Source organism: Pigmentiphaga sp. YJ18 (assembly GCF_038066655.1).
Taxonomy (GTDB): Bacteria; Pseudomonadota; Gammaproteobacteria; order Burkholderiales; family Burkholderiaceae_B; genus Pigmentiphaga.
On the sequence record NZ_JBBUKU010000005.1, the window covers coordinates 98096 to 119078 of the forward strand.

The following is a 20983-nucleotide window of genomic DNA, read 5'->3' on the forward strand; positions in this document are numbered from 1 at the left end:
CGACTAGATTGAAAGGCGTGGTGTTTTCGATCTACGAGGAGCACGCGATGAAGCATACCGATTACGCGGTGCAGCCCCCCCATGGGGGCCGCATTTCTTCCCGGGGCGGCCCCGGGGTGAAACACTTCGTCCTGGCCATCGGGCTGGCCGGCTGCTGCGCCGCGGCATACGCCCAGCAGGCCCCGACGCGGGACCAGGCCACCCAGGCCCTGCAGAACGCCATGCAAAGGGAAATCCAGTCCATGAACAACCAGCAGGGCTTCGACAGCCCCTCGGCGACCAGCATGACGCGCTCGCTGGAGGTCAAGGCCCTGGACAATTGCAGCGCCTCGAGCGCCCAGAGCGTGACCTGCGACGTCACGACCAGCGCCGACGTCAAGGGCAATCGCCGCGAGGGCACCCACCGCTACGAGTTCTACCAGCAGGGTGGCCGCTGGGAGGCACGGCTTCCGGCCTCGTGACGGCGCCTGCCGTTGCCCGATGGAAACCGGCGCGGCCGGCACGCCTTGCGCGTGTCGGCCGCGTTGGCGTTCAGCGCTTGCGCGTCCCCGCCAGCAAGGCGTTGAGCAGGATGGCGCCGAAGGTGGCGGTGCCGATGCCACCCAGCGCGAAGCCGCCGAAATGCAGGGTGAAATCGCCCGTGCCCAGCACCAGCGTAACCGCGGCCACGATAAGGTTGCGGTTGTCGGAGAAGTCGACCCGGTTCTCGACCCAGATCCGCGCGCCGGCGACGGCGATCAGGCCGAACACCACGATGGACACGCCGCCCAGCACCGGCCCGGGAATGGTCTGGATGACCGCGCCGAACTTGGGCGAGAATCCCAGCAGGACGGCGATCAGCGCGGCAATGACGAACACCAGCGTCGAGTAGATGCGGGTGACGGCCATGACGCCGATGTTCTCGGCGTAGGTGGTCAGGCCGGTGCCTCCCACGCTGCCCGACAACATGGTCGCGACGCCGTCGCCGACGAAGGCGCGGCCCACGTAGCGGTCCATGTTGTAGCCCGTCATGGCGCTGACCGCCTTCAGGTGTCCCAGGTTCTCGGCCACCAGGATCACCGCCACCGGCGCGATCAGGATCATGGCGTCCAGCTTGAACACCGGCGCCGTGAAGTTGGGCAGCCCGAACCACGCGGCCTGCGCGACCGGCGTGAAATCGATGGGCTTGCCCAGTCCCATGCCGTTGGTCAGCAGCGCGTAGAGCACGTAGGCGAGCAGCAGGCCGGCCAGGATCAGCAGGCGTTGCAGCATGCCGCGCGTGAAGACCGCGACGATCCCCACGCACAGTACCGTGGCCAGCGCCATCCAGGCGTCGAAAGTGTTGGCGGTGACGCCCTTGACCGCGATCGGCGCCAGGTTCAGGCCGATGACGGCCACCACCGCGCCCGTGACCACGGGCGGCATGAAACGCTCGATCCAGCCCGAGCCGGAGGCCATCACCACCAGCCCGATCAGCGCGTACACGACGCCGCAGGCGATGATGCCGCCCAGCGCCACGGCGATGTTGCCGTTCAGCCCGGCCCCCCCGTATCCGGTCACCGCGATCACCAGCCCGATGAAGGCGAAGCTGGACCCCAGGTAGCTGGGCACCCGGCCCCCGACCACCAGGAAGAACAGCAGCGTGCCGATGCCCGACATGAAGATCGCCAGATTGGGATCGAAACCCATCAAGAGCGGCGCGAGCACGGTGGAGCCGAACATCGCGACCACGTGCTGCACGCCCATGGCGAGCATCTGCGGCCACGGCAGACGCTCGTCGGGCGCGATGACGCGCCCCGCCTCCAGGCTGCCTGGCTGTTCGCGCCAGGCCGGAAAGTAAGAACCCGCCATAGATACACTCCCTCTCTTTATTTTGGTTTTTGCCCACAGGGGGCAGCGCAAGTGTAGAGGTTCCCCCGGCCCGGCGGGTGGTCGGCGGCCAACGCGGGATCAGGCGTGCATCAGGGCGACCGGGAAGGCGGCCAGCACGTCTGCCACCCGCACCGCCCCGTCGGCCACGGCGCAGGAGCGGCCGTCCAGGACGTTGTGCAGGGTGCCGTCGCGGGCAAGGCCGGACAGGTCGATGAACGTGTCGCCCCAGGCCCGGGGCGGGACGTGGGGGACCGGCGAAGCGCCCGAGGCCAGCACCAGCGCCGAGGCGTGCAGCGGCACGACGACCACGGCGTAGCGGTCGTCGTGGCGGCGCGCGAAGGCCAGCACGGCATCCTGGGCGTCGCCGTGCGCCGCCAGCGGCAGGTAGTCGCCGCGCCGGAACAGCTCGGGATCCCGCTGGCGCAGCGCCAGGGCGCGCCGGATCAGCTGGAACTTGACGTGGCCGTCGCGCCAGCCCGCCACCAGCGCGGCGGCGTCGGCATCGGCCTCCAGCGCGGCGCGGCGGCGGCCATCGTCCACCGGCCGGCGGTTGTCCGGATCGACCAGGCTGAAATCCCAGAACTCCGTGCCCTGGTAGAGATCCGGCACGCCCGGCGTGGCCAGCCGCAACAGGGTCTGGGCCAGGCCGTTCAGGGCACCCGCCGCGCCGGCGCGCGCCACGAAGGCCGACAGCTCCAGCAGGCTGCGGCCGTTGCGGCGGGGATCGAGCACGGCACGCAGAAAGGCGTCGCAGGCCTGTTCGTAGGCATCGGCGGGCGCCACCCAGCTCGAACGCAGCTTGGCCTCGCGCAGGGACTTGGTCTGCCACTCGCCCACCCGGTCCGCCAGCGCCGCGATGCCGGCCTCGTCGACGATGGCCAGATCCAGGGGCCAGGCGCCGAACAGCGTCTGATACAGCATGTATTCGTCCGCCCGCGCCGGACGCGGCCCTTCGCGTGCCATGAAGGCCTCGTGGCGGCGCATCCATGACTGCACCAACCGCAGCCATTCGTCGGCGAGTTCGCTCAGTACCGCCAGGCGCGCCCGGGCATCCTCGCCACGCTTGTGGTCATGGGTGGCGGTGGCCAGCATCGCGTCGGGGAAACGCGCGGCCCGCGCCAACACCTTGCGGTGGAAGCCTTCGGCATCCAGCGCGAACACGCCGGGGTCGGAACCGACCTCGTTGCGCGACAGCAGCCGCCCATAGCGGTAGAAGCCGGTGTCCTCCACGGACTTGGCCGCCAGCGGCGCCGTCAGTTGCTGGAACCGGCGCAGGGCCTCCCTGCGCCAGGCCCGCAGCGCCGGCGTGGCCGGCGCGTCCGGAACCTGCCCCAGCCATTGCGCCAGCAGATCCAGCAGCCCATGGTCGGCGCGCCGCAGGGCTTGCCGCGCCCCCTTGCAGGCGATGCCCATGGCCACTTCGTCGGCCGCCAGGGGTGTCTCGCCTCCCACGTAGGTCCGGTAGACGGGAAAATGCACCAGCAGTTCGGTCAGCACCCGGCGGATGGCCGGCGCCCCCCAATCGCGGGTGGAAAGATCGGCGCGCGCAATGCCGTGCAGCACACGCACCAGCGCGTCGCACTCGCCCGCGAAGCTTTGGGCGACCAGCCGGCGCCGCACGTCCAGCACCAGGGCGCGAAAGCCGCGCGCCTCGCCCGAGACGGCCTCCCATTGGGCGGTCAGCCGGGCTTCGCCTTCGGGATGGTGCAGCAGCGCGCCGACGTCGTTCATGAAGTCGTAGCCGGTGGTTCCGTGCACGCGCCAGCTCGCGGGCAGCGGTTCGTCGGATGCCAGGATCTTCTCGACCACGATGTAGGGTACGTCGCGTGGGCAGCCCGGCGGCCGGTCGGCGTCGAGCGCGGCCAGGTTTTCGCGCAGGTAGCGGCAATAGGCCTCGGGATCGGCCAGGCCATCGATGTGATCGACGCGCACGCCATCGATGAGGCCTTCGGCGTACAGGCGAAACGGCAGCGCATGGATGGCCTCGCGCGTGTCTTCCCTTTCCGCGCGCACGCCGATCAGGTCGCTGACCTCGAAGAAGCGCCGCCAGTTGATTTCCTCGGCCGCCGTGCGCCACCACGCCAGCCGATAGTGCTGGCGCTCGAGCAGCGCGTGCAGACGCGCCCTGCCCTCGGGCCGCGCGGCATCGTAGGCCCCGGGCGGCTGGGCCGCGACCTCGGCCGCGCAGTCGGGAGTGATCGGAAAGCGCGCATCGAAATAGGCGATGACGGATTCGCCCGTCTCCTCGTCTGGCCGTACCGACAGGTCGCCGGAAGCCAGGACCCGGCCATACTGGTCTCCCAGGAAGGGAGCCAGCACCTTGCCGCATAGCGCCGGGTCGGCCGGCTCCCAGTCGATATCGAAGAATTCCGCATAGGGGCTGGCGCGCCCGAGCTTGAGCACGCTCCACCACCAGGCGTTGTCCCGCCCCACGCCCATGTGATTGGGCACGATGTCCACGATCAGCCCCATGCCGTGCTCGCGCAGCCGCGCCACCAGCTCGCGCAGGCCATCCTCGCCGCCCAGCTCCGGACTCACGCAGCCATAGTCCACGGTGTCGTAGCCGTGCATGGACCCGGGCCGCGCGCGCGTGATGGGCGAGGCGTACAGGTGGCTGATGCCGAGCGCGTGGAAATAGCCGACCTGCGCGGCCGCGGCCTCGAAAGGGAAGCCTGCATGGAACTGCAGGCGCGCCGTGGCGCGCGGCACGCCGCAGGCGACGGTGCCCGCCCGCCTGGCAGAAGTGGCTGCGCTCATGGCCGTCCCCTCGTCCTGGCCAGCAAGGCAGCGCGGCCGGCCGCGCCGGGTTCGTCGAACAGCGACTCCACGGGCAGCGGCATGCGGCGGCGCCAGTTGGGATGGGTATCGATGGTGCCCGGCAGATTGGGCTGTTCCGCAACGCCCAGCATGTCCTCCAGCGGCACCACCACCAGCGGCGCCGGCGTCCGCGCCACGAAATCGAGCACCTGGGTCACCGGCGCCTCCGGCGGAACCGGCCCGCCGGCGTCCACCAGGCCGGCACGGCCCAGGTCCTCCCACAACCGGGTACGGTCCTGTCCGCGCTCCGCTTCTTCGGTTCCGGCGTCGCGCCCCTCGGCCAGCAGGCCCAGTTCCGCCCGCCAATGAATGTCGGTGCCGCGCCACCATCCCGTCACCGTCGGCAGGTCGTGCGTGGTGGTGGTAGCGAGCGCCTGCCGCGACCAGTCGCCGGGCGCCTTGAACGGCGCGCCCGGCCAGCTCCCTTCGCGGGTGAACCACAGCACGTCCATGCCCAGCATGCCCGCGCGCGCGATCTGCTCGTTGAAACCCTCGGGCACGGTGCCGAGGTTCTCGCCGATCACGATGGCGCGATGGCGCCACGACTCCAGGGCGACCAGACGCATCATGTCCTGGAAGGGATAGCGCACATAGGCGCCTTCGTCCGGCGAAGCGCCCTCGGGCACGAGCCACATGCGCGACAGGCCCAGGGCATGGTCGATGCGCACGCCTCCCGCGTGCGCCAGGCTGGCCCGCAGGAGTTCGATGAAGGCGCGGTAGCCGTTCGCGGCCAGGGCGCGCGGCGAGAATGCCGTCAGCCCCCACGCCTGGCCGCGGGGATTGAAGATGTCCGGCGGCGCGCCGGGCGAGAGCCGGGCCAGCACTTCTTCCTGCCGTGCCCAGGCATGGCTGCCCGAGGGGTCCGTGCCGACCGCCAGGTCCGAGATCAGGCCGACGGGCATGCCGGCTCGGCGGGCGGCGGCCTGGACGTCCCCCAGCCCGCGCGCGGCCAGCCATTGCAGAAAGACATGGAAGCTCACCTCGCGCTCGTGCTGCGCGGCAAAACGCGCGACCTCCGGGCTGGCGGGCGAGCGAAAGGCCGCGGGCCAGTGCCGCCAGCCCGACCGGTCCTGCGTCTGCGCCACACGCCAGGCGTGGATGGCCTCGAAGCGCGCGTGCGAGCGCAGCGGCTCGCCGCCCTCCCGCTCGAAGGCCTGGAAATCCTCGTGAAGAGGCGGCGGCGCATTGCGCGGGAAGTCATCGAACAAGGTCCGCAGCACGGCCAGCTTCGCCTGCCCGGCGGCCGGCCAGTCGATCAGGGTCAAGCCCGCCAGCCGCGACAGTTCGTCTCCCAGCCCTCGCGCCGAGACGGCGGCCAGCGCCTGCGGTCCGAACAAGGCGGCCGGATCCGCATACAGGACGTTCAGGAACAGCCTGCTGGAGGGGGCATAGGGGCTGTAGCGTCCCGGATCGGCGCTGAACATCGCATGCACCGGGCTCACGGCCAAGGCGGCCGCGCCCCGCGCGGCCGCCTGTTCGGCCAGCAGGCGCAAGGCGGTGAAATCGCCGAACCCCGCGCTGCCCACGGCGACCGATGCCTCGGCATCGCGGCGCAGGCCATAGAGCTGGACCCCCAGCGACCAGAGGCGGGCCGGCGCGCCATGCAGGGCGTCCTCGATGGCGAAGCAGCGGTCCGGCGCGACGGCCAGCGTGCAGGACGCCGCACCCAACTGCAGGGTGTGATAGCCGGGCCGATCCACGCCCGGCAGGACCAGCGCGCCGCTCGCGCCGCGCCGGGCGATGCCGCTCATCTTTCCGCCCTCCTCGAACAGCAGCTGGAACGGCAGTTCGTCCATGTCGCCGGTCCATGGCAATTCGATGGGCTCGCCCGGCGAGGCGGTCTTCAACGCGGGCAATCCTTGCGATCCTTCGCGCGCGAGCCGCGCCAGGCAATCGGCGACACACGCCGGCGTGTCCACCTCGAAACCGAGTTCGGCCAGCAGCGTACGCAGCACTTCCGGCGCCACGGCCTGTTCCCGGCCCATGGCGTCCCGCCAGTGCACGGCCACGCCGGCCGCGCCGGCCAGGCGTTCGAGGTCGTCATCCGGTCCGCTCATGGCGTCTGCGCCTCCGTCCAGGCAAGAGTACACGTGGGTTCCAGTTCGCCGTGCCGCAAGCCGCGTGCCAGCCCCTGGCGGCTCTCGAACAGCAGGTCGAAGGCTGATCCCGGTACCGTCGCCGCCACCGCGTCGTCGCCGAAGTTGGCGGCGATCGCCAGCACGCGGCCGTCGCCCAGGCTCCAGCGCGCCTCCACGCCACGTTCGCCCAGCGCCCGCGCCCACAGGGCCCGTGTCGCGTCCAGGCTGGGCATCAGCGCGTCGCGCCGGCAGCGCAGCAGCGCCTGGTAGTACGCATACCAGTCCGCCGTGTCCTGGAACAGGCCGTGCCGGGATGCCTCGAAGGTCGATGGCTCGTTGGGATCCGGGATGGCGGCCCGCGCGGCCTCGTCGGCGAAGGCGGGAAAGCTCTCGAACTCCTTGCGCCGCCCTTCCCGTACCGCCGCGGCCAGGTCCGGACCGTGGCAGGTGAAGTACAGGAACGGCGTCTCCACGCCGTATTCCTCGCCCATGAAGATCAACGGGATCTGGGGCGCCAGCAGCACCAGCGCCACCGCCGCGCGCAGGGCCTGCACGCGCGCGCCCACCAGGGTCCGCAGGCGCTCGCCCAGCGCGCGGTTGCCGATCTGGTCGTGGTTCTGGAGGAACAGCACGAAGCTGGTGGGCGGCAGGTGGGCCGACGGCCGGCCCCGATGCTGGCCGCCGCGATGGGCCGATGCCTCGCCCTGGTAGACGAAGCCCTCGGCCAGGCAGCGCGCCAGCCGCGCCGCCGGCCGGTCGTCGTAGTCGCGGTAGTAGCCCTGCGTCTCGCCCGTGAGCAGCCGGTGCAGGACGTGGTGGCCGTCGTCGTTCCACTGCGCGTCGAACTCGTGCTCCAGCAGCGGCACCGCATTGCCATCGTGTTCGATGACCAGGTGCACGTGGCGCTGGCGGTCGGTCGCCTGCCGGATGGCATGGGCCATCTCCTCCAGCCAGTCCTGCTCGGCGATCGCATGCACCGCATCCAGCCGCAGGCCGTCGAAGCGGTATTCATGCAGCCAGTACGCCGCGTTGCCGGTGAAGAACTCCCGCACGGGCTTGCGGCGAAAGTCGATGGCCGGCCCCCACGGCGTATGCACGTCGTCGCGGAAAAAGGACGGCGCGTAGGCATGCAGGTAATTGCCGTCGGGTCCGAAGTGGTTGTAGACCACGTCCAGGAACACCATCAGCCCCAGGCCATGGGCCTCGTCGATCAGGGCCTTGAGCGATTCGGGCGTGCCATAGGCGCGGTCGGGCGCATAGGGCAGCACCCCGTCGTAGCCCCAGTTCCGGGCGCCGGGAAAATCAGCGATGGGCATCAGCTCGATGACGGTCACGCCCAGCTCGGCCAGGCGCGGCAGGTGGCCGCGCACGCCGTCGAAGCCGCCCATGGCGCCCACGTGCAGTTCGTAGATGACCGCCTCGCTCCAGGGCCGGCCGCGCCAGCGCGTGTTGCGCCACGGGTAGGCGGCTGGATCGACGACCACGCTGGCATCGTGCACGTCGCCGTCCTGCATGCGCGAGGCCGGATCCGGGACGGCGGTTCCGTCGGCCAGCCGATACCGGTAGCGCGTGCCGGCGCCGCGCGCCACCTCGACCTCGAACCAGCCTTCCCGCCGGGCCGGCATGGGAACGATGGACGCGTGCGCCGTGCCGGGATCCAGTTCCACCGACACGGCCTGCTGGCCCGGCGCCCACAGGCGAAAGCGCGTGCGGTCCGGTCCCAGCAGGCGTGCGCCGAATTTCTCTGCAAGCGGGGCCTTCTTCATGGCATGTTCATCCGGCAACCCAGCAACACCACGCTGCGCGGCGCCAGTTCCAGCGACATCTCCACCATCTCGGCCTCGGGCGCCTCCGGCCGGCTGCTGTCGACCAGCATGCGCCAGCGCCCGACGGGCGCCGGCAAGGAGAAGGGAACGGGATGATCATGGCCGTTGACCAGCAGCAGCGTGACCTCGACGCGGCCGTCGTGGCGGGCGGCCCGGCGCAGCGCCAGCGCGCGCCGGTGCGGATCGTTCCATCCGTGACTGTCGACCCGCTCCCCCCGCTCGTCGAACCAGCCGATCTCGGCCAGGCCTTCCTCGACGAAGTGGTAGTCCGCCATATAGCGCTCGCTGCGCAGCGACGGATATTCGTGCCGCAGCGCGGCCAGCCGCGCGACGAAAGCCGTCATCGCCCGGCCCTCGTCCGAGGCGGCCAGGCGCCAGTCGAACCACGATATCTCGTTGTCCTGGCAATAGGCATTGTTGTTGCCGAACTGGGTGCGGCCGAACTCGTCGCCGCCCAGCAGCATGGGCGTGCCGTGCGAACAGAACAGCGTTGCCAGCATGGCACGGGCCACCGTGGCGCGTGTCCCGAGCACGGCCGGATCCAGGGTCGGCCCCTCCACGCCCCAGTTGCTGCTCAGGTTCTCGTTGCTGCCGTCGCGCCCTTCTTCGCCGTTGGCCTCGTTGTGCTTGTGGGCATAGCTGACCAGGTCCGCCAGCGTGAAGCCGTCGTGCGCGGTAACGAAATTGACCGAAGCCCAGGTGCGGCGATGGCGGCGGTTGAACAGGTCGCCCGAACCCGCCAGCCGCGTGGCCAGCTCCGGCCGCACGCCCTCGTCGCCGCGCCAGAAACGGCGTACGGTATCGCGGAAGCGGTCGTTCCATTCGGCGAATCCCGGCGGATGGTGGCCGACGTGATAGCCGTCGGGACCGATGTCCCAGGGCTCGGAAATCAGCTTGAGCCTCGAGAGCAGCGGATCCTGCAGCAGCGCGTCGAAGAAGCCCGCTCCCGGATCGAAGCCGCCGGCCTCGCGGCCCAGCGTCACGCCGAGGTCGAAGCGAAAGCCGTCCACGCGGAAAGCCTCGGCCCAGTAGCGCAGCGAGTCCATCACCATCTGCACCACCCGGGGATGCGACAGGTTCAGCGTGTTGCCGCAGCCCGTGTCGTTGACGTAGTGGCGCTCGTCGCCCGGCACCAGCCGGTAGTAGCTGGCGTTGTCCAGCCCGCGCCATGACAGCGTCGGCCCGGTCTCGCTGCCCTCGCAGGTGTGGTTGTAGACGACGTCCAGGATCACCTCGATGCCGGCCGCATGCAGGTTGCGCACGGCGGTCCGGATTTCGTGCAGCTCGTCGCGCGACTGATAGCAGGGTTCGGGCGCGAAGAAGGACAGGCTGCTGTAGCCCCAGTAGTTGCGCAGGCCGCGCTCGACCAGGAAACGGTCGTTGACGTGGGCATGAATGGGCAGCAGTTCGAGCGAGGTCACGCCCAGCGACAGCAGGTGGTCGATCAGCGCGGGATCGGTCAGCGCGCGAAAGGTGCCCCGTTCGATGGGCCTCATGTCCTCGCGCGAGATCGACATTCCGCGCACGTGGGCCTCGTAGATCACGGTCTGGCCCCACGGCCATTCCGGCCGCTGGTCCCCATGCCAGTCGAAGGCATCGTCCACCACCACGCACTTGGGAACCGCGGCGGCGCTGTCGCGGCGGTCCATGCCGCGCTCTTCGCGCCTGAAGCCGTGCAGCGCGTCGGTCCAGCGCAGCGAACCGGCCAGCTTGCGCGCATAGGGATCGATCAACAGCTTGTGGGGATTGAAGCGGTGGCCGTCCTGCGGCTCGTAGGGACCGAAGGCCCGATAGCCATACACCAGTCCGGGACCGGCGCGCGGCAGGTAGCCGTGCCAGACTTCGTCGGTGCATTCGGGCAGGGCCATGCGCGCGACTTCCTTGCGTCCCGACTCGTCGAACAGGCACAGATCGATCCGGTGCGCGTGCGCCGAGAACACGGCGAAGTTCACGCCCATCCCGTCGCAGTGCGCACCCAGGGGGTACGGGCGGCCGGGCAGCAGCCGGTCGGCGATGGCGCCCATGGTCATTCGGCTTCGAGCAGCAAGGTGGCCAGGGGCGGCAGCGTCAGCACCAGCGAATGGGCCAGGCCATGCGCGGCCTGTGGCCGCGCCTCGACCGCGCCGGCGTTGCCCACGCCCGAGCCGCCATAGTCGGCCGCGTCGGTATTGACGATCTCGCGCCAGCGCCCTCCCCGCGGCACGCCCAGCCGGTAGTCGCCGCGCGGGACCGGCGTCATGTTGCACACCGCCAGCACGCAGCGGTCGCCGTCCAGGCGCAGGTAGGCGAACACGCTGTTGCGGTCGTCGTCGCCGATCACCCAGCGGAATCCCGCCGGCTCGCCATCCCGCCGATGCAGCGCGGGCGTGCCGGCATAGGTCCGGTTCAGGTCGGCCACCAGCCGCTGCACGCCGGCATGCAGCGGATCGGCCAGGGCGTCCCAGGCCAGTTGCGCGTCGTGGTTCCACTCGCGTTCCTGGGCCAGCTCTCCGCCCATGAACAACAGCTTCCTGCCGGGGTGGCTCCACATGAAGCCGAAATAGGCGCGCAGGTTGGCGAAGCGCTGCCAGCGGTCGCCGGGCATCTTGCCGATCAGCGAACCCTTGCCATGGACCACCTCGTCGTGCGAGAGCGGCAGCACGAACTGCTCGGAATAGGCATACACCATGCCGAAAGTCAGGTCGTGGTGATGGTAGTGCCGGTGCACGGGATCCCGCTGCATGTAGCGCAGCGTGTCGTGCATCCAGCCCATGTTCCACTTGTAGTGGAACCCCAGCCCGCCCGCTTCCGGCGGCGCGGTCACGCCCGGCCAGGCGGTGGATTCCTCGGCGATCATCATGGCGTCGGGAAAAAGGCGCCGCACCCTGCCGTTCAGGTCGCGCAGGAAGGCGATGGCTTCCAGGTTCTCCCTTCCGCCGTGGCTGTTCGGCACCCACTCTCCGGCGCGGCGGCTGTAGTCCCGATACAGCATGGAGGCCACCGCATCCACCCGCAGTCCGTCCACGTGATAGCGGCCCAGCCAGTGCAGCGCGCTGGCCCGCATGAAGTTGCAGACCTCGTTGCGGCCCAGGTTGTAGATGTAGGTGTTCCAGTCCTGGTGGAAGCCTTCGCGCGGATCCTGGTATTCGTACAGCGCCGTACCGTCGAAGCGCGCCAGCCCGTGGGGGTCGGTCGGAAAATGCGCGGGCACCCAGTCCAGGATCACGCCCAGGCCCGCCGCGTGGCAGCGGTCGACGAACGCCGCGAAGTCGCGTGGCGAGCCATGGCGCGCCGTGGGCGCGAACATGCCCAGCGGCTGGTAGCCCCACGAACCGCCGAAGGGATACTCCATGATGGGCAGCAGCTCGAGATGCGTGAATCCCATCCCGGCCACGTAGGGGATCAGGCGATCGGCCAGTTCGTGCCAGGTCCATGTCCCGCCGTCTTCTTTCCCGAGCCAGGAGCCGGCGTGCACCTCGTAGATCGAAATGGGCGCGTCGGTCGCATGGCGCGCCGCGCGGCCCGCCATCCAGGCCCCGTCCGTCCACGCGTAAGGCTCGGGATCGGCGACCACCGATGCCGTGCCCGGCGCCGGCTCGGCCTGGAAGGCGCAGGGATCGGCTTTCTGCGGCAGCAGGCCGCCATCGGGGCCCAGCAATTCGTACTTGTAGGGTTCGCCGTGCGACAGTCGGGGCACGAACAATTCCCATACGCCCGCGGAATGCCGCAGCCGCATGGGATGGCGGCGGCCGTCCCAGGCGTTGAAACCGCCCACCACCGATACGCGTTGGGCATTGGGCGCCCACACCGCGAAGCGCACGCCCGGGATTCCGTCCATCGTGGTGCAATGCGCCCCCAGGCAGGCCGCCAGGCCGTCGTGGTCGCCGCGCGCCAGCAGCGCGAGATCCTCGTCGCCCAGGACGAGGCCGAAGGCATACGGGTCCTCGACCTCCTGGAACGCGTCGGGCCACTGGATGCGCAACCGGTAGCCCGCGCGGGCGGACAGGAAGCCGGGATCGGCCCGGGCCTCGAACACGCCGGCGCGCAGCGGCCTCAGGTCCACGACGCCCCCTGTGTCCGACACGGCCTGCACGGTCACGGCGCCGGGCAGGAAGGCGCGCAGCCACAGCCGGCCATCGCGCAGTTGCGGCCCCAGCACGGAAAAAGGGTCGGCGTGCCTGCCGGCTACCAGTGCGTCGATATCCGCGGGTGCGATCCCGCCGTCACGGCTGTTGTCCGTCAAGATCCTCTTCCCTCCGTATGGCCGGTTCGATCCGGCCCGCCAGCGTCACCAGGCCACGCAACGGCACCCCTATCCACGCCGGCCGGTTGGCGGCTTCGTAGCACACCTCGTAGGCCGCCTTCTCGATCAGGAACAGCGCCAGCAGCGCTTCCTCGTCCTTGCTGTCCACCCAGGGCCGGGGCGCCGCGGCCGCGGCCTCGCGGTAGGCATCCAGGAACGCGCCCGAGGCTTCGACGCGGAACCGTTCGAGCAGGACATCGCGGCGCTGCGCCACGGTGTCGACGGACGGACCGGCGATGGGGTTGGCACCGGCGGCCGGGACCGTGGCATCCGGCGCCCGCGCGACCACCGCCGACGCGTAGTCGAACGAGCGCAACAGGCCCGCCACGTCGCGCAGCGGATTGCGCTTGCGCCGCCGCTCGTCCATGGTGCGCGCCGGTTCGCCCTCGAAGTCGATGATGTAGGCATCGTTCTGCGCCACCAGCACCTGTCCCAGGTGGAAATCCCCGTGCACCCGGGTCAGCCAGGCATTGCCGACGGCCTGGCCGAGCCGGTCGATGGCGGCCTCGAGCAGGCCGCGGTTGTCCAGCAGCAGCGCGGTGTCGGCCGCCAGGTCGCCCCAGTCCCTGCGCGCGGCGAGAATGGCCAGCGCCTGATCCAGGCTTTGCCGCGTATCGTCCACCCAGCGTGCGACGTCCTCGCGCGAGGCCTCGACCGGCGCGAAGGCCGGATCCTCGGAAGGCAGCGCCAGCGCGGCGTGCAGTTCGCCCAGCCGCCGGCCCACGGCCGCGGCCAGCGTGGCGTAGCCGCGCAACTCCTGGCCGTAGTCCTCGGCGCTCTCGGCGGTCAGCGCGGCATCGTCCAGCGTCCGGTGCAGGTACTCCAGCGTCCAGTTCCAGGCATCGCCCTGGTTGTCCACGTACTGCTGGGCCAGCATCAGCGTGTGCGGCGTGCCGTCCTCGTCCACCCGCACCACTTCTCCCAGCAGCGCCGCCGTGTTGCGAAAACCCAGCTTCGTCAGGTGGCGCGTCATCTCGCTTTCCGGATGGGTGCCCGCCGTGACCCGGCGCACGATCTTCAGCACGGCCGCGGTCCCGGCCACCAGCGAACTGTTGGACTGTTCGGCCGACAGCCACCGGATGGGCGTGTCGGCATCGACCGCCACCGCTTCCAGGCCAGGTTCGGGCAGGAACCGTATGCGGGCGCTCCCGCCGTCGGAGGCGGCGATGCGCGACTCCAGCTCGACGCCGTTCCTCAGGCTGTCGAACACCGCCACGGCGAAGCTCTGCAGGCTGAAGGCATCGGTCACCATGCCCACCATGGGGCCGCGCCGCACGCGCGCCAGGGCCAGTTGCTGCTGCAACTGCGGCAGGGTTTCTTCCCAGATCAGTCCCAGCGGCACCACGTAGCGTTCGCGCCGCTCGCCTAGGTCGGCCTCGATCTCCGTCAGATACAGTTCGTCGCCGGCCGGCAGGCGCACGCCGTAGACCACGCGGCCCGAGACGATGCGCTCGTGCTTCGAGGCGAACCAGCGCCGCAGCGCCAGGTATTCCGGCAGCACGTCGTGTTCCAGCGTGCGGCGCGATTCGGCCGTCAGGTCATAGCCCGTCTTGCCGCGCAGCACCAGGGTCCGGAACTCGCGCAACTGGTCGGCGGTGGCCAGGTGCCAGTTCGGCGGCGTCGCCGAGGCGCTCAGTTCGAACCAGTAGAAGCCATAGGGCGGCAAGGTCAGCAGGTAGGTCAGGCGGCCGACGGCGGGGAACGCCGTGCCCCCCGTCAGCTCGACCGGCACCCGGCCGTCGAACTCCGCCAGGTCCAGTTCCACTGCCTGGGGCGTGTGCGACAGGTTGGCCACGCACAGGATGGTGGTTTCCTCGTGCTCGCGCAGGTACGCCAGGATCTTGCGGTTGCCCGGATAGAGGAAACGCAGACCGCCGCGCCCGAATACGCGGTATTGGCGCCGCTTGCCCAGCATGCGGCGCATCCAGTTCAGCAGCGAATGGGCATCGCCGGACTGGGCCTCGACGTTGACCGCCTCGTAGCCGTACAGGTTGCCCATCAGCGGCGGCAGCACCAGGTGCTCGGGATCGGCGCGCGAGAAACCGCCGTTGCGGTCGGGCGACCATTGCATGGGCGTGCGCACGCCGTCGCGGTCGCCCAGATGGATGTTGTCGCCCATGCCGATCTCGTCGCCGTAGTAGATGACGGGCGTGCCCGGCATGGTCAGCAGCAGACTGTGCATCAGCTCGATGCGGCGCCGGTCGCGCTCCATCAGCGGCGCCAGCCGGCGGCGTATCCCCAGGTTGAGCCGCGCCCGCCGGTCGGCGGCATACACCTCCCACAGATAGTCGCGCTCGCTGCTGGTCACCATCTCCAGCGTCAGTTCATCGTGGTTGCGCAGGAAGATCGCCCACTGGCAATTGCCGGGTATGTCCGGCGTCTGCTGCATGATGTCGGTGATGGGAAAGCGGTCTTCCCTGGCGATGGCCATGTACATGCGCGGCATCAGCGGAAAGTGGAAGGACATGTGGCATTCGTCGCCCTGTCCGAAGTATTCCTGCGCGTCCTCGGGCCATTGGTTGGCCTCGGCCAGCAGCATGCGGTCGTCGTAGGAAGCCTCCAGGTCCTGCCGGATGCGCTTCAGGATCGCATGGGTCTCGGGCAGGTTCTCGTTGTTGGTGCCCTCGCGCTCGACCAGGTAGGGCACGGCGTCCAGCCTCAACCCGTCCACCCCCAGGTCCAGCCAGAAATGCATCACGCTCAGGATGGCCTTGAGCACGCGCGGATTGTCGTAGTTCAGGTCGGGCTGATGGGAATAGAAACGGTGCCAGAAATAGGCGCCCGCCACCGGATCCCAGGTCCAGTTCGATTTCTCGGTGTCGATGAAGATGATGCGCGTGCCGGCGTAGGCCTGGTCGTTGTCGGACCACACGTAGAAATTGCGCGCGGCCGATCCCGGCTTGGCGTGGCGCGCGCGCTGGAACCATGGATGCTGGTCCGACGTGTGGTTGACCACCAGTTCGGTAATCACGCGCATGCCGCGCTCGTGGGCCGCCGCGATGAAGCGCCGCACGTCGGCCAGTTCTCCGTAGTCAGGATGCACGCCCCGGTACTCGGCGATGTCGTACCCGTCGTCGCGCCGCGGCGAGGGGTAGAACGGCAGCAGCCAGATCGTATCCACGCCCAGCTGCGCGATGTAGTCGAGCTTGGACAGCAGTCCGGAGAAATCTCCGATGCCGTCGTTATTGGCATCGAAGAAGGACTTGATGTGCAACTGGTAGATGACCGCGTCCTTGTACCAGAGCGGATCGCCCCGGTTGACGGCATTCACGGATGTCTCGCGCTTGTTGTTCATGCGTCCTCGCCTGCCGATGGATCCCCGGGAAGCAGGGATCCTAGGATCGTCGGGATATACGCCATATCGCGTAGGGGCCGCCAGGTTCGAGCCACACGTGCTGCATCTTTCCACGCCAGTCGAAGCGATACCCGCGCAGCAGGTCTTCGGCATGCAGCGTGCCATCGTCCGGCAGCCCGAACTCCCACAGCGGAAGTTCGACGTTGGCGCCTTGCGCGCCGTGCGGGTCGAGGTTCACCACCACCAGCACCACGTTGTCGCGCTCCGGCGTCGTCCTGGTATAGGCCAGCACCTGGTCATTATCGGTGTTGAGGAAACCGGTGCCTGTATGGAGATGCAACGCGGGGTTGTCGCGCCGTATCCGGTTCAGGACGCCGATCTCGGCCACGATATTGCCCGGCCGGCTCCAGTCCCAGGCCCGGATCTCGTACTTCTCGGAATCGAGGTATTCCTCCTTGCCGGGCACCGGCGTCCCCTCGCACAGCTCGAAGCCGCTGTACATGCCCCACGATCCCGACAGCGTGGTCGCCAGCGCGGCGCGGATCAGGAAACCCGGACGGCCCGAGTCCTGCAGGTGGCGCGGATTGATGTCGGGCGTATTGACGAAGAAATTGGGCCGGAAAAAATCGGATACAGGCGGCCGCGAAATTTCCTCCAGGTAATCGGTCAGTTCCCGCCGCGTCTCGCGCCACGTGAAATAGGTATAGGACTGCGAGAAGCCCAGCTTGGCCAGCCGGTACATCATCTTGGGCCGGGTGAAGGCCTCCGACAGGAACACCACGTCGGGATGGCGCGCATGCACCTGGGCGATCAGCCATTCCCAGAACGGCAGGGGCTTGGTGTGCGGATTGTCCACGCGGAAGATCCGCACACCTTCCCCCGCCCAGAACAGCACCACGTCCAGCAGCGCCAGCCACAGGCCCGAGGCGGTGTCGCGCCCGTTCGCGGCACGCGCGTAGAAGTCGACGTTGACGATGTCCTCGTATTTCTTGGGCGGGTTCTCGGCATAGCGCAGCGAACCGTCGGCACGCCACGCGAACCAGTCGGGATGCCGGGCCAGCCACGGATGGTCGGGCGAGCACTGGATGGCGAAATCCAGGGCGATCTCCAGCCCGTGCCGGGCCGCCTCGCCCACCAGCGCGCGAAAGTCGTCCAGCGTCCCCAGTTCGGGATGTATCGCGTCGTGTCCGCCCTCTTCCGAACCGATGGCGTAAGGGCTGCCCGGATCGCCGGGCGCGGCCTCGAGGCTGTTGTTGCGGCCCTTGCGGTTCCGGCGGCCGATGGGATGGATGGGCGGGAAGTACAGCACGTCGAAGCCCATGTCCCGTATCGCGGGCAAGCGTGCCACGACGTCGGCGAAGGTGCCGTGCCGGTTCACGTCTCCGCTTTGCGAACGCGGAAAGCATTCGTACCAACTGCCGAACCGGGCGGTCCGGCGTTCCACCCGGACCGGGAACTCCGCCGAGCGCGATGCGAACTCGCGGGGCTCCAGCGCCTGGACCAAGGCGGCGGCCTCGGGCGAACGTATCCAGGCCAGGCAGGCGTCGCCGGACAGGTCCGCCAGGCCCCGAGCGGCTTCCCCGGCCCGTGCCCGCATCTCGTGCCCGGCCTGGGCCGCACGGCCCAGCACCTTCGATATCCAGCCGCGAACCTCGTCGACTTCCACCGCCACGTCCACGCCCGCATCCGTCTTCTTGCGCAGTTCATCCAGGAAGGTGGCGTAGGTATCGCGCCAGGCCTCGATCGCATAGCACCCCATGCCCACGCGTTCGAAGCGGCAGACGGCCTCCCAGCGATCATTGCCCAGATGGACCATGGGCACCCGGGTCCAGGCCTCGTCGTCGGCGGCGCGCCAGAGCAGGTCCGCGGCCAGCTTGTCGTGGCCATCCATGAAGATGTCGGCGCGCACCGCCAACGCTTCGCCCGGCGTACGCTTGACCGCGAAGCGGCCCTGCTCGATGGCGGGCTCGACCGCCTCGATGGCCACGCGGGCCGCGCCCATGGCCGCAGTCAACGACCGGCGGCGCGGCAGCCCGGCCACCACGGGCGGCGCGGGCCCCAGCTCCACGACGTGCGCGCCGCCGGGCTCCAGCGTGGCGGGCACGCCGCCCTCGGCCGGCCGCTGCGTGCGATCCGGCAGCCGGGACTGGATCATGGGCCAGTCCACCGCCGAGGCGGCCAGCAGGTCGGGATTGAACAGCAGCAGATGGCTGAGCCGGCCTCGCTGCCCGGCGGCGCGCCGCAGCATCATGGCGATGGGCGCGTCCGCGCCGCCCAGCGGCAACAGCGCCACGTCATCGGCCGGCGCCCGCGCCAGCCAGCGGTTCGCCGCCTGGAGGTCCGCGCTCAGATCCAGTTGATCGTGCGGCGCACCGTCCAGGCCGTGCCGTTCATACCCCATGGGCACCAGCCAGCCGGCACCGCAAGTGGCGGCCGCCCACAGCGCGCGGAGCGAGGCGCGCCGCCGCACCTCGGCGTCCGGCACGCCGACGCCCGCCGCGCCGGCCCCATACGGGTCCGCCGGGAAGGCCAGCACGGCGCAACCGGTATCCGCCAGCGCATGCCATTCGTCCATGAACCAGGCGCTGCGGAAGTCCCACCAGGCCAGCGACGAAAACACGTGTGAAAAACCCAGGCCGCGCAGGCCCCGCACCGCCTCCCGAGACAGGCCGGGGGTCCACGCCAGCAGGTCCAGGCCATCCTCGCGCTGGCGCAGCGGCGCCATCCGCTTCGACAACGAAGCGGATGGCGCCAAGTCCCTGATCAGCAGCCCCCTGGCGCCCAGGTCGCGCCACACCGGGCCGCGCGCCGTCCAGTCGACCGCGCCTGCGGCCTCGTCGCCGGCTGGCGGGCAATCCAGATAAAACTCCAATCGACGCCGGGACGCGGCGCGCGCCAGCGCCCCGCACGCGGCCTCCTCGCCGGCGTCGCGCGCGTCGGCCAGCACCTGTCCGAATCCCAGCCCGGCGGCCTTCTCCAGCCATCCGCGCCAGGGTACGGCCAGGGCGCCCGCGCCATCCAGCACCGGCCCCAGGGCCGAGGCCCTGGCGTGGCAGATACGCAGCGGTGGTCGACGTCGCTCCGCCATCAGGCCCGTTTCCGTATGCTGGCCTCGACCGGAACGCCGGCCGCTGCCGGACGGCGGGCAACCATGGGCGCGCCCACGGGAGCAACCGGCGCGAGCATGCGGTACAGCTCCACATATTGGGCGGCGGAGGCTTCCCAGCCGAAATGACGGGTCATCCCGTTCTTCTGCAGGGCCGACCACCGCTGGGGCTGGGCGAACGTCTCCAGCGCGCGTTCGACGGCCGCCAGCATGTCGGCGGGCCTGTCGCCGTCGAACAGGATGCCGGTGGCCGAACCGACCTCGGCATCCGGCTCCGGCGACAGGCCGGTAATGCTGTCGGCCAGTCCGCCGACGCGGGACGCGATGGGCACGGTTCCGTACAGCATGGAATAAAGCGGGGTCAGGCCGAAAGGCTCGAAGCGGCTGCCGTGCAGCAGCATGTCCGCGCCGGCATGCAGCAGGTGGCCGCGCCGTTCGTCGTAGCCGATGTGCACGCCCAGGTTGCGGGGATGGTGCGAGGCCAGGTCTTGCAATGCCGCTTCCAGCGCGCGTTCGCCGCAGCCGAGCACGGCAATCTGCAGGCGTGGATGCGCCGCCAGCAGCAGGGGGAACACCTTGATCGCCAGATCCGCCATTTTCTGCGAGGTCAGGCGGCTGCCCATGGCGAGCAGCGGCGCCTCCGGATCGGTGGGCAGGCCGAACGCGCGCTGCATTTCCAGCTTGTTGCGGATCTTGCCGCGCATGTCCAGGGCGGAGAAATGCTCGGGCAGGTAGGGATCGCAACCCGGGTCCCAGACCTCGGTGTCGATGCCGTTGGGAATGGCATGCAGTTCATGGGCGCGCAAACCCAGCACGCCCTCCAGTCCGTGGCCGAACGCCGGCGTCAGGATCTCCCGCGCGTAGGTGGCGCTGACCGTCGTGATCTTGTCGGCGTAGCGCAGCCCCGCCTTCATGAAGTTCAGGTTGCCCCAGAATTCCACGCCGTCGCTGCCGCGATAAGCGGGCGGAATACCGAGTTGCTCGGCCAGGTGCAGCGGGAAGTTGCCCTGGAACGCGAGGTTGTGGATGGTCAGCACCGTCTTCGGCCGCTTGATGCCGGCGGCGTGCAGATACAGCGGCGTAAGCGCCGCGTGCCAGTCGTGGGCATGCACCACGTGCGGCACCCGGATCGGCGTCTCACCCACCGAAATCTTCTGTGCCGCCTGGGCCAGCGCGGCAAAGCGGATTCCATTGTCGGGATATTCCTTTCCGTCCGCATCCAGGTAGGGATTGCCGGCACGCACGTACAGGGCGTCGTTGCGCAGCAGCAGCACCGGTATCTCGGTATCGGCCACCCACCCCGCCCAGACCTCGGCATCGCCGCCGATCAGCCCGGGCAGATCGGCCACTTTCTCCAGGTCGATGGCGGCATGCAGCGCGCTTTCATAGGCGGGCATGAAGATGGTCGCGTCGACGTGCGCGTCGCGCAGGGCCCGCGCCAGGCCGCTCACCGCATCGCCCAGGCCTCCGGTCTTGGCGAGCGGCAGGGCCTCCGACGTTACTAGCATGACTCTCGGCAGCAAGATGTTTCTCCGGCAAAAGACGCTTCCCCAGGGGCAGCTGATGATTGGGTCGGGACTTCACATGCGCAGGGATCTTCCTCGTGCGGCGGGCGGGTGCCGCGCCGGATAATGTCCATCCTCGCCGATAAAAATTACCGCTGTGAGTAAGATGTACACGTCCGATGCGGCGTCCCTCCCGGGATGGGCACCCCTTGCCGGAGACAAG

General features: G+C 69.6%; 10 protein-coding genes. 1 reads left to right on the plus strand and 9 read right to left on the minus strand.

Features of this window, described 5'->3' with window-relative positions; genetic code table 11:
- Positions 1–47: 47 nt before the first annotated feature.
- The gene (locus WKR98_RS25425) at positions 48–461 is read left to right on the plus strand and encodes a hypothetical protein (RefSeq protein WP_124688824.1); all 414 of its coding nucleotides are present in this window, start codon (positions 48–50) and stop codon (positions 459–461) included.
- A gap of 70 nt (positions 462–531) precedes the next feature.
- On the opposite strand, the gene WKR98_RS25430 is transcribed toward WKR98_RS25425, so the two are convergent.
- The 9 genes from WKR98_RS25430 to glgA form a co-directional block, all read right to left on the minus strand.
- The gene (locus tag WKR98_RS25430; protein ID WP_341435005.1) at positions 532–1830 is read right to left on the minus strand and encodes a solute carrier family 23 protein; all 1299 of its coding nucleotides are present in this window, start codon (positions 1828–1830) and stop codon (positions 532–534) included.
- A 99-nt stretch (positions 1831–1929) separates the two neighbouring features.
- A complete protein-coding gene (treY, locus tag WKR98_RS25435) occupies positions 1930–4608 on the minus strand; it encodes a malto-oligosyltrehalose synthase (protein ID WP_341435006.1) in 2679 nt (892 codons plus the stop codon).
- Positions 4605–6725, minus strand: coding sequence for a 4-alpha-glucanotransferase (gene malQ, locus WKR98_RS25440; protein ID WP_341435007.1), 2121 nt, complete (start codon positions 6723–6725; stop codon positions 4605–4607). Before malQ ends, treY begins: the two co-directional genes overlap by 4 nt.
- Positions 6722–8512, minus strand: coding sequence for a malto-oligosyltrehalose trehalohydrolase (gene treZ / locus WKR98_RS25445; protein ID WP_341435008.1), 1791 nt, complete (start codon positions 8510–8512; stop codon positions 6722–6724). Before treZ ends, malQ begins: the two co-directional genes overlap by 4 nt.
- A complete protein-coding gene (gene glgX, locus WKR98_RS25450; RefSeq protein ID WP_341435009.1) occupies positions 8509–10596 on the minus strand; it encodes a glycogen debranching protein GlgX in 2088 nt (695 codons plus the stop codon). Before glgX ends, treZ begins: the two co-directional genes overlap by 4 nt.
- Before the next feature lie 2 nt (positions 10597–10598).
- Entirely contained in the window at positions 10599–12794 is a 2196-nt protein-coding gene (glgB, locus tag WKR98_RS25455; protein WP_341435010.1) for a 1,4-alpha-glucan branching protein GlgB, read from the minus strand.
- Positions 12775–16149, minus strand: coding sequence for a maltose alpha-D-glucosyltransferase (gene treS, locus WKR98_RS25460; protein WP_341435011.1), 3375 nt, complete (start codon positions 16147–16149; stop codon positions 12775–12777). Before treS ends, glgB begins: the two co-directional genes overlap by 20 nt.
- A 40-nt stretch (positions 16150–16189) precedes the next feature.
- Complete coding sequence (locus WKR98_RS25465; RefSeq protein WP_341435012.1) at positions 16190–19237, minus strand: alpha-1,4-glucan--maltose-1-phosphate maltosyltransferase; 3048 nt, start codon at positions 19235–19237, stop codon at positions 16190–16192.
- Positions 19237–20763 (minus strand): glycogen synthase GlgA, encoded by a 1527-nt coding sequence (gene glgA, locus WKR98_RS25470; RefSeq protein ID WP_124688816.1) that lies wholly within the window; start codon positions 20761–20763, stop codon positions 19237–19239. Before glgA ends, WKR98_RS25465 begins: the two co-directional genes overlap by 1 nt.
- Positions 20764–20983: the final 220 nt, after the last annotated feature.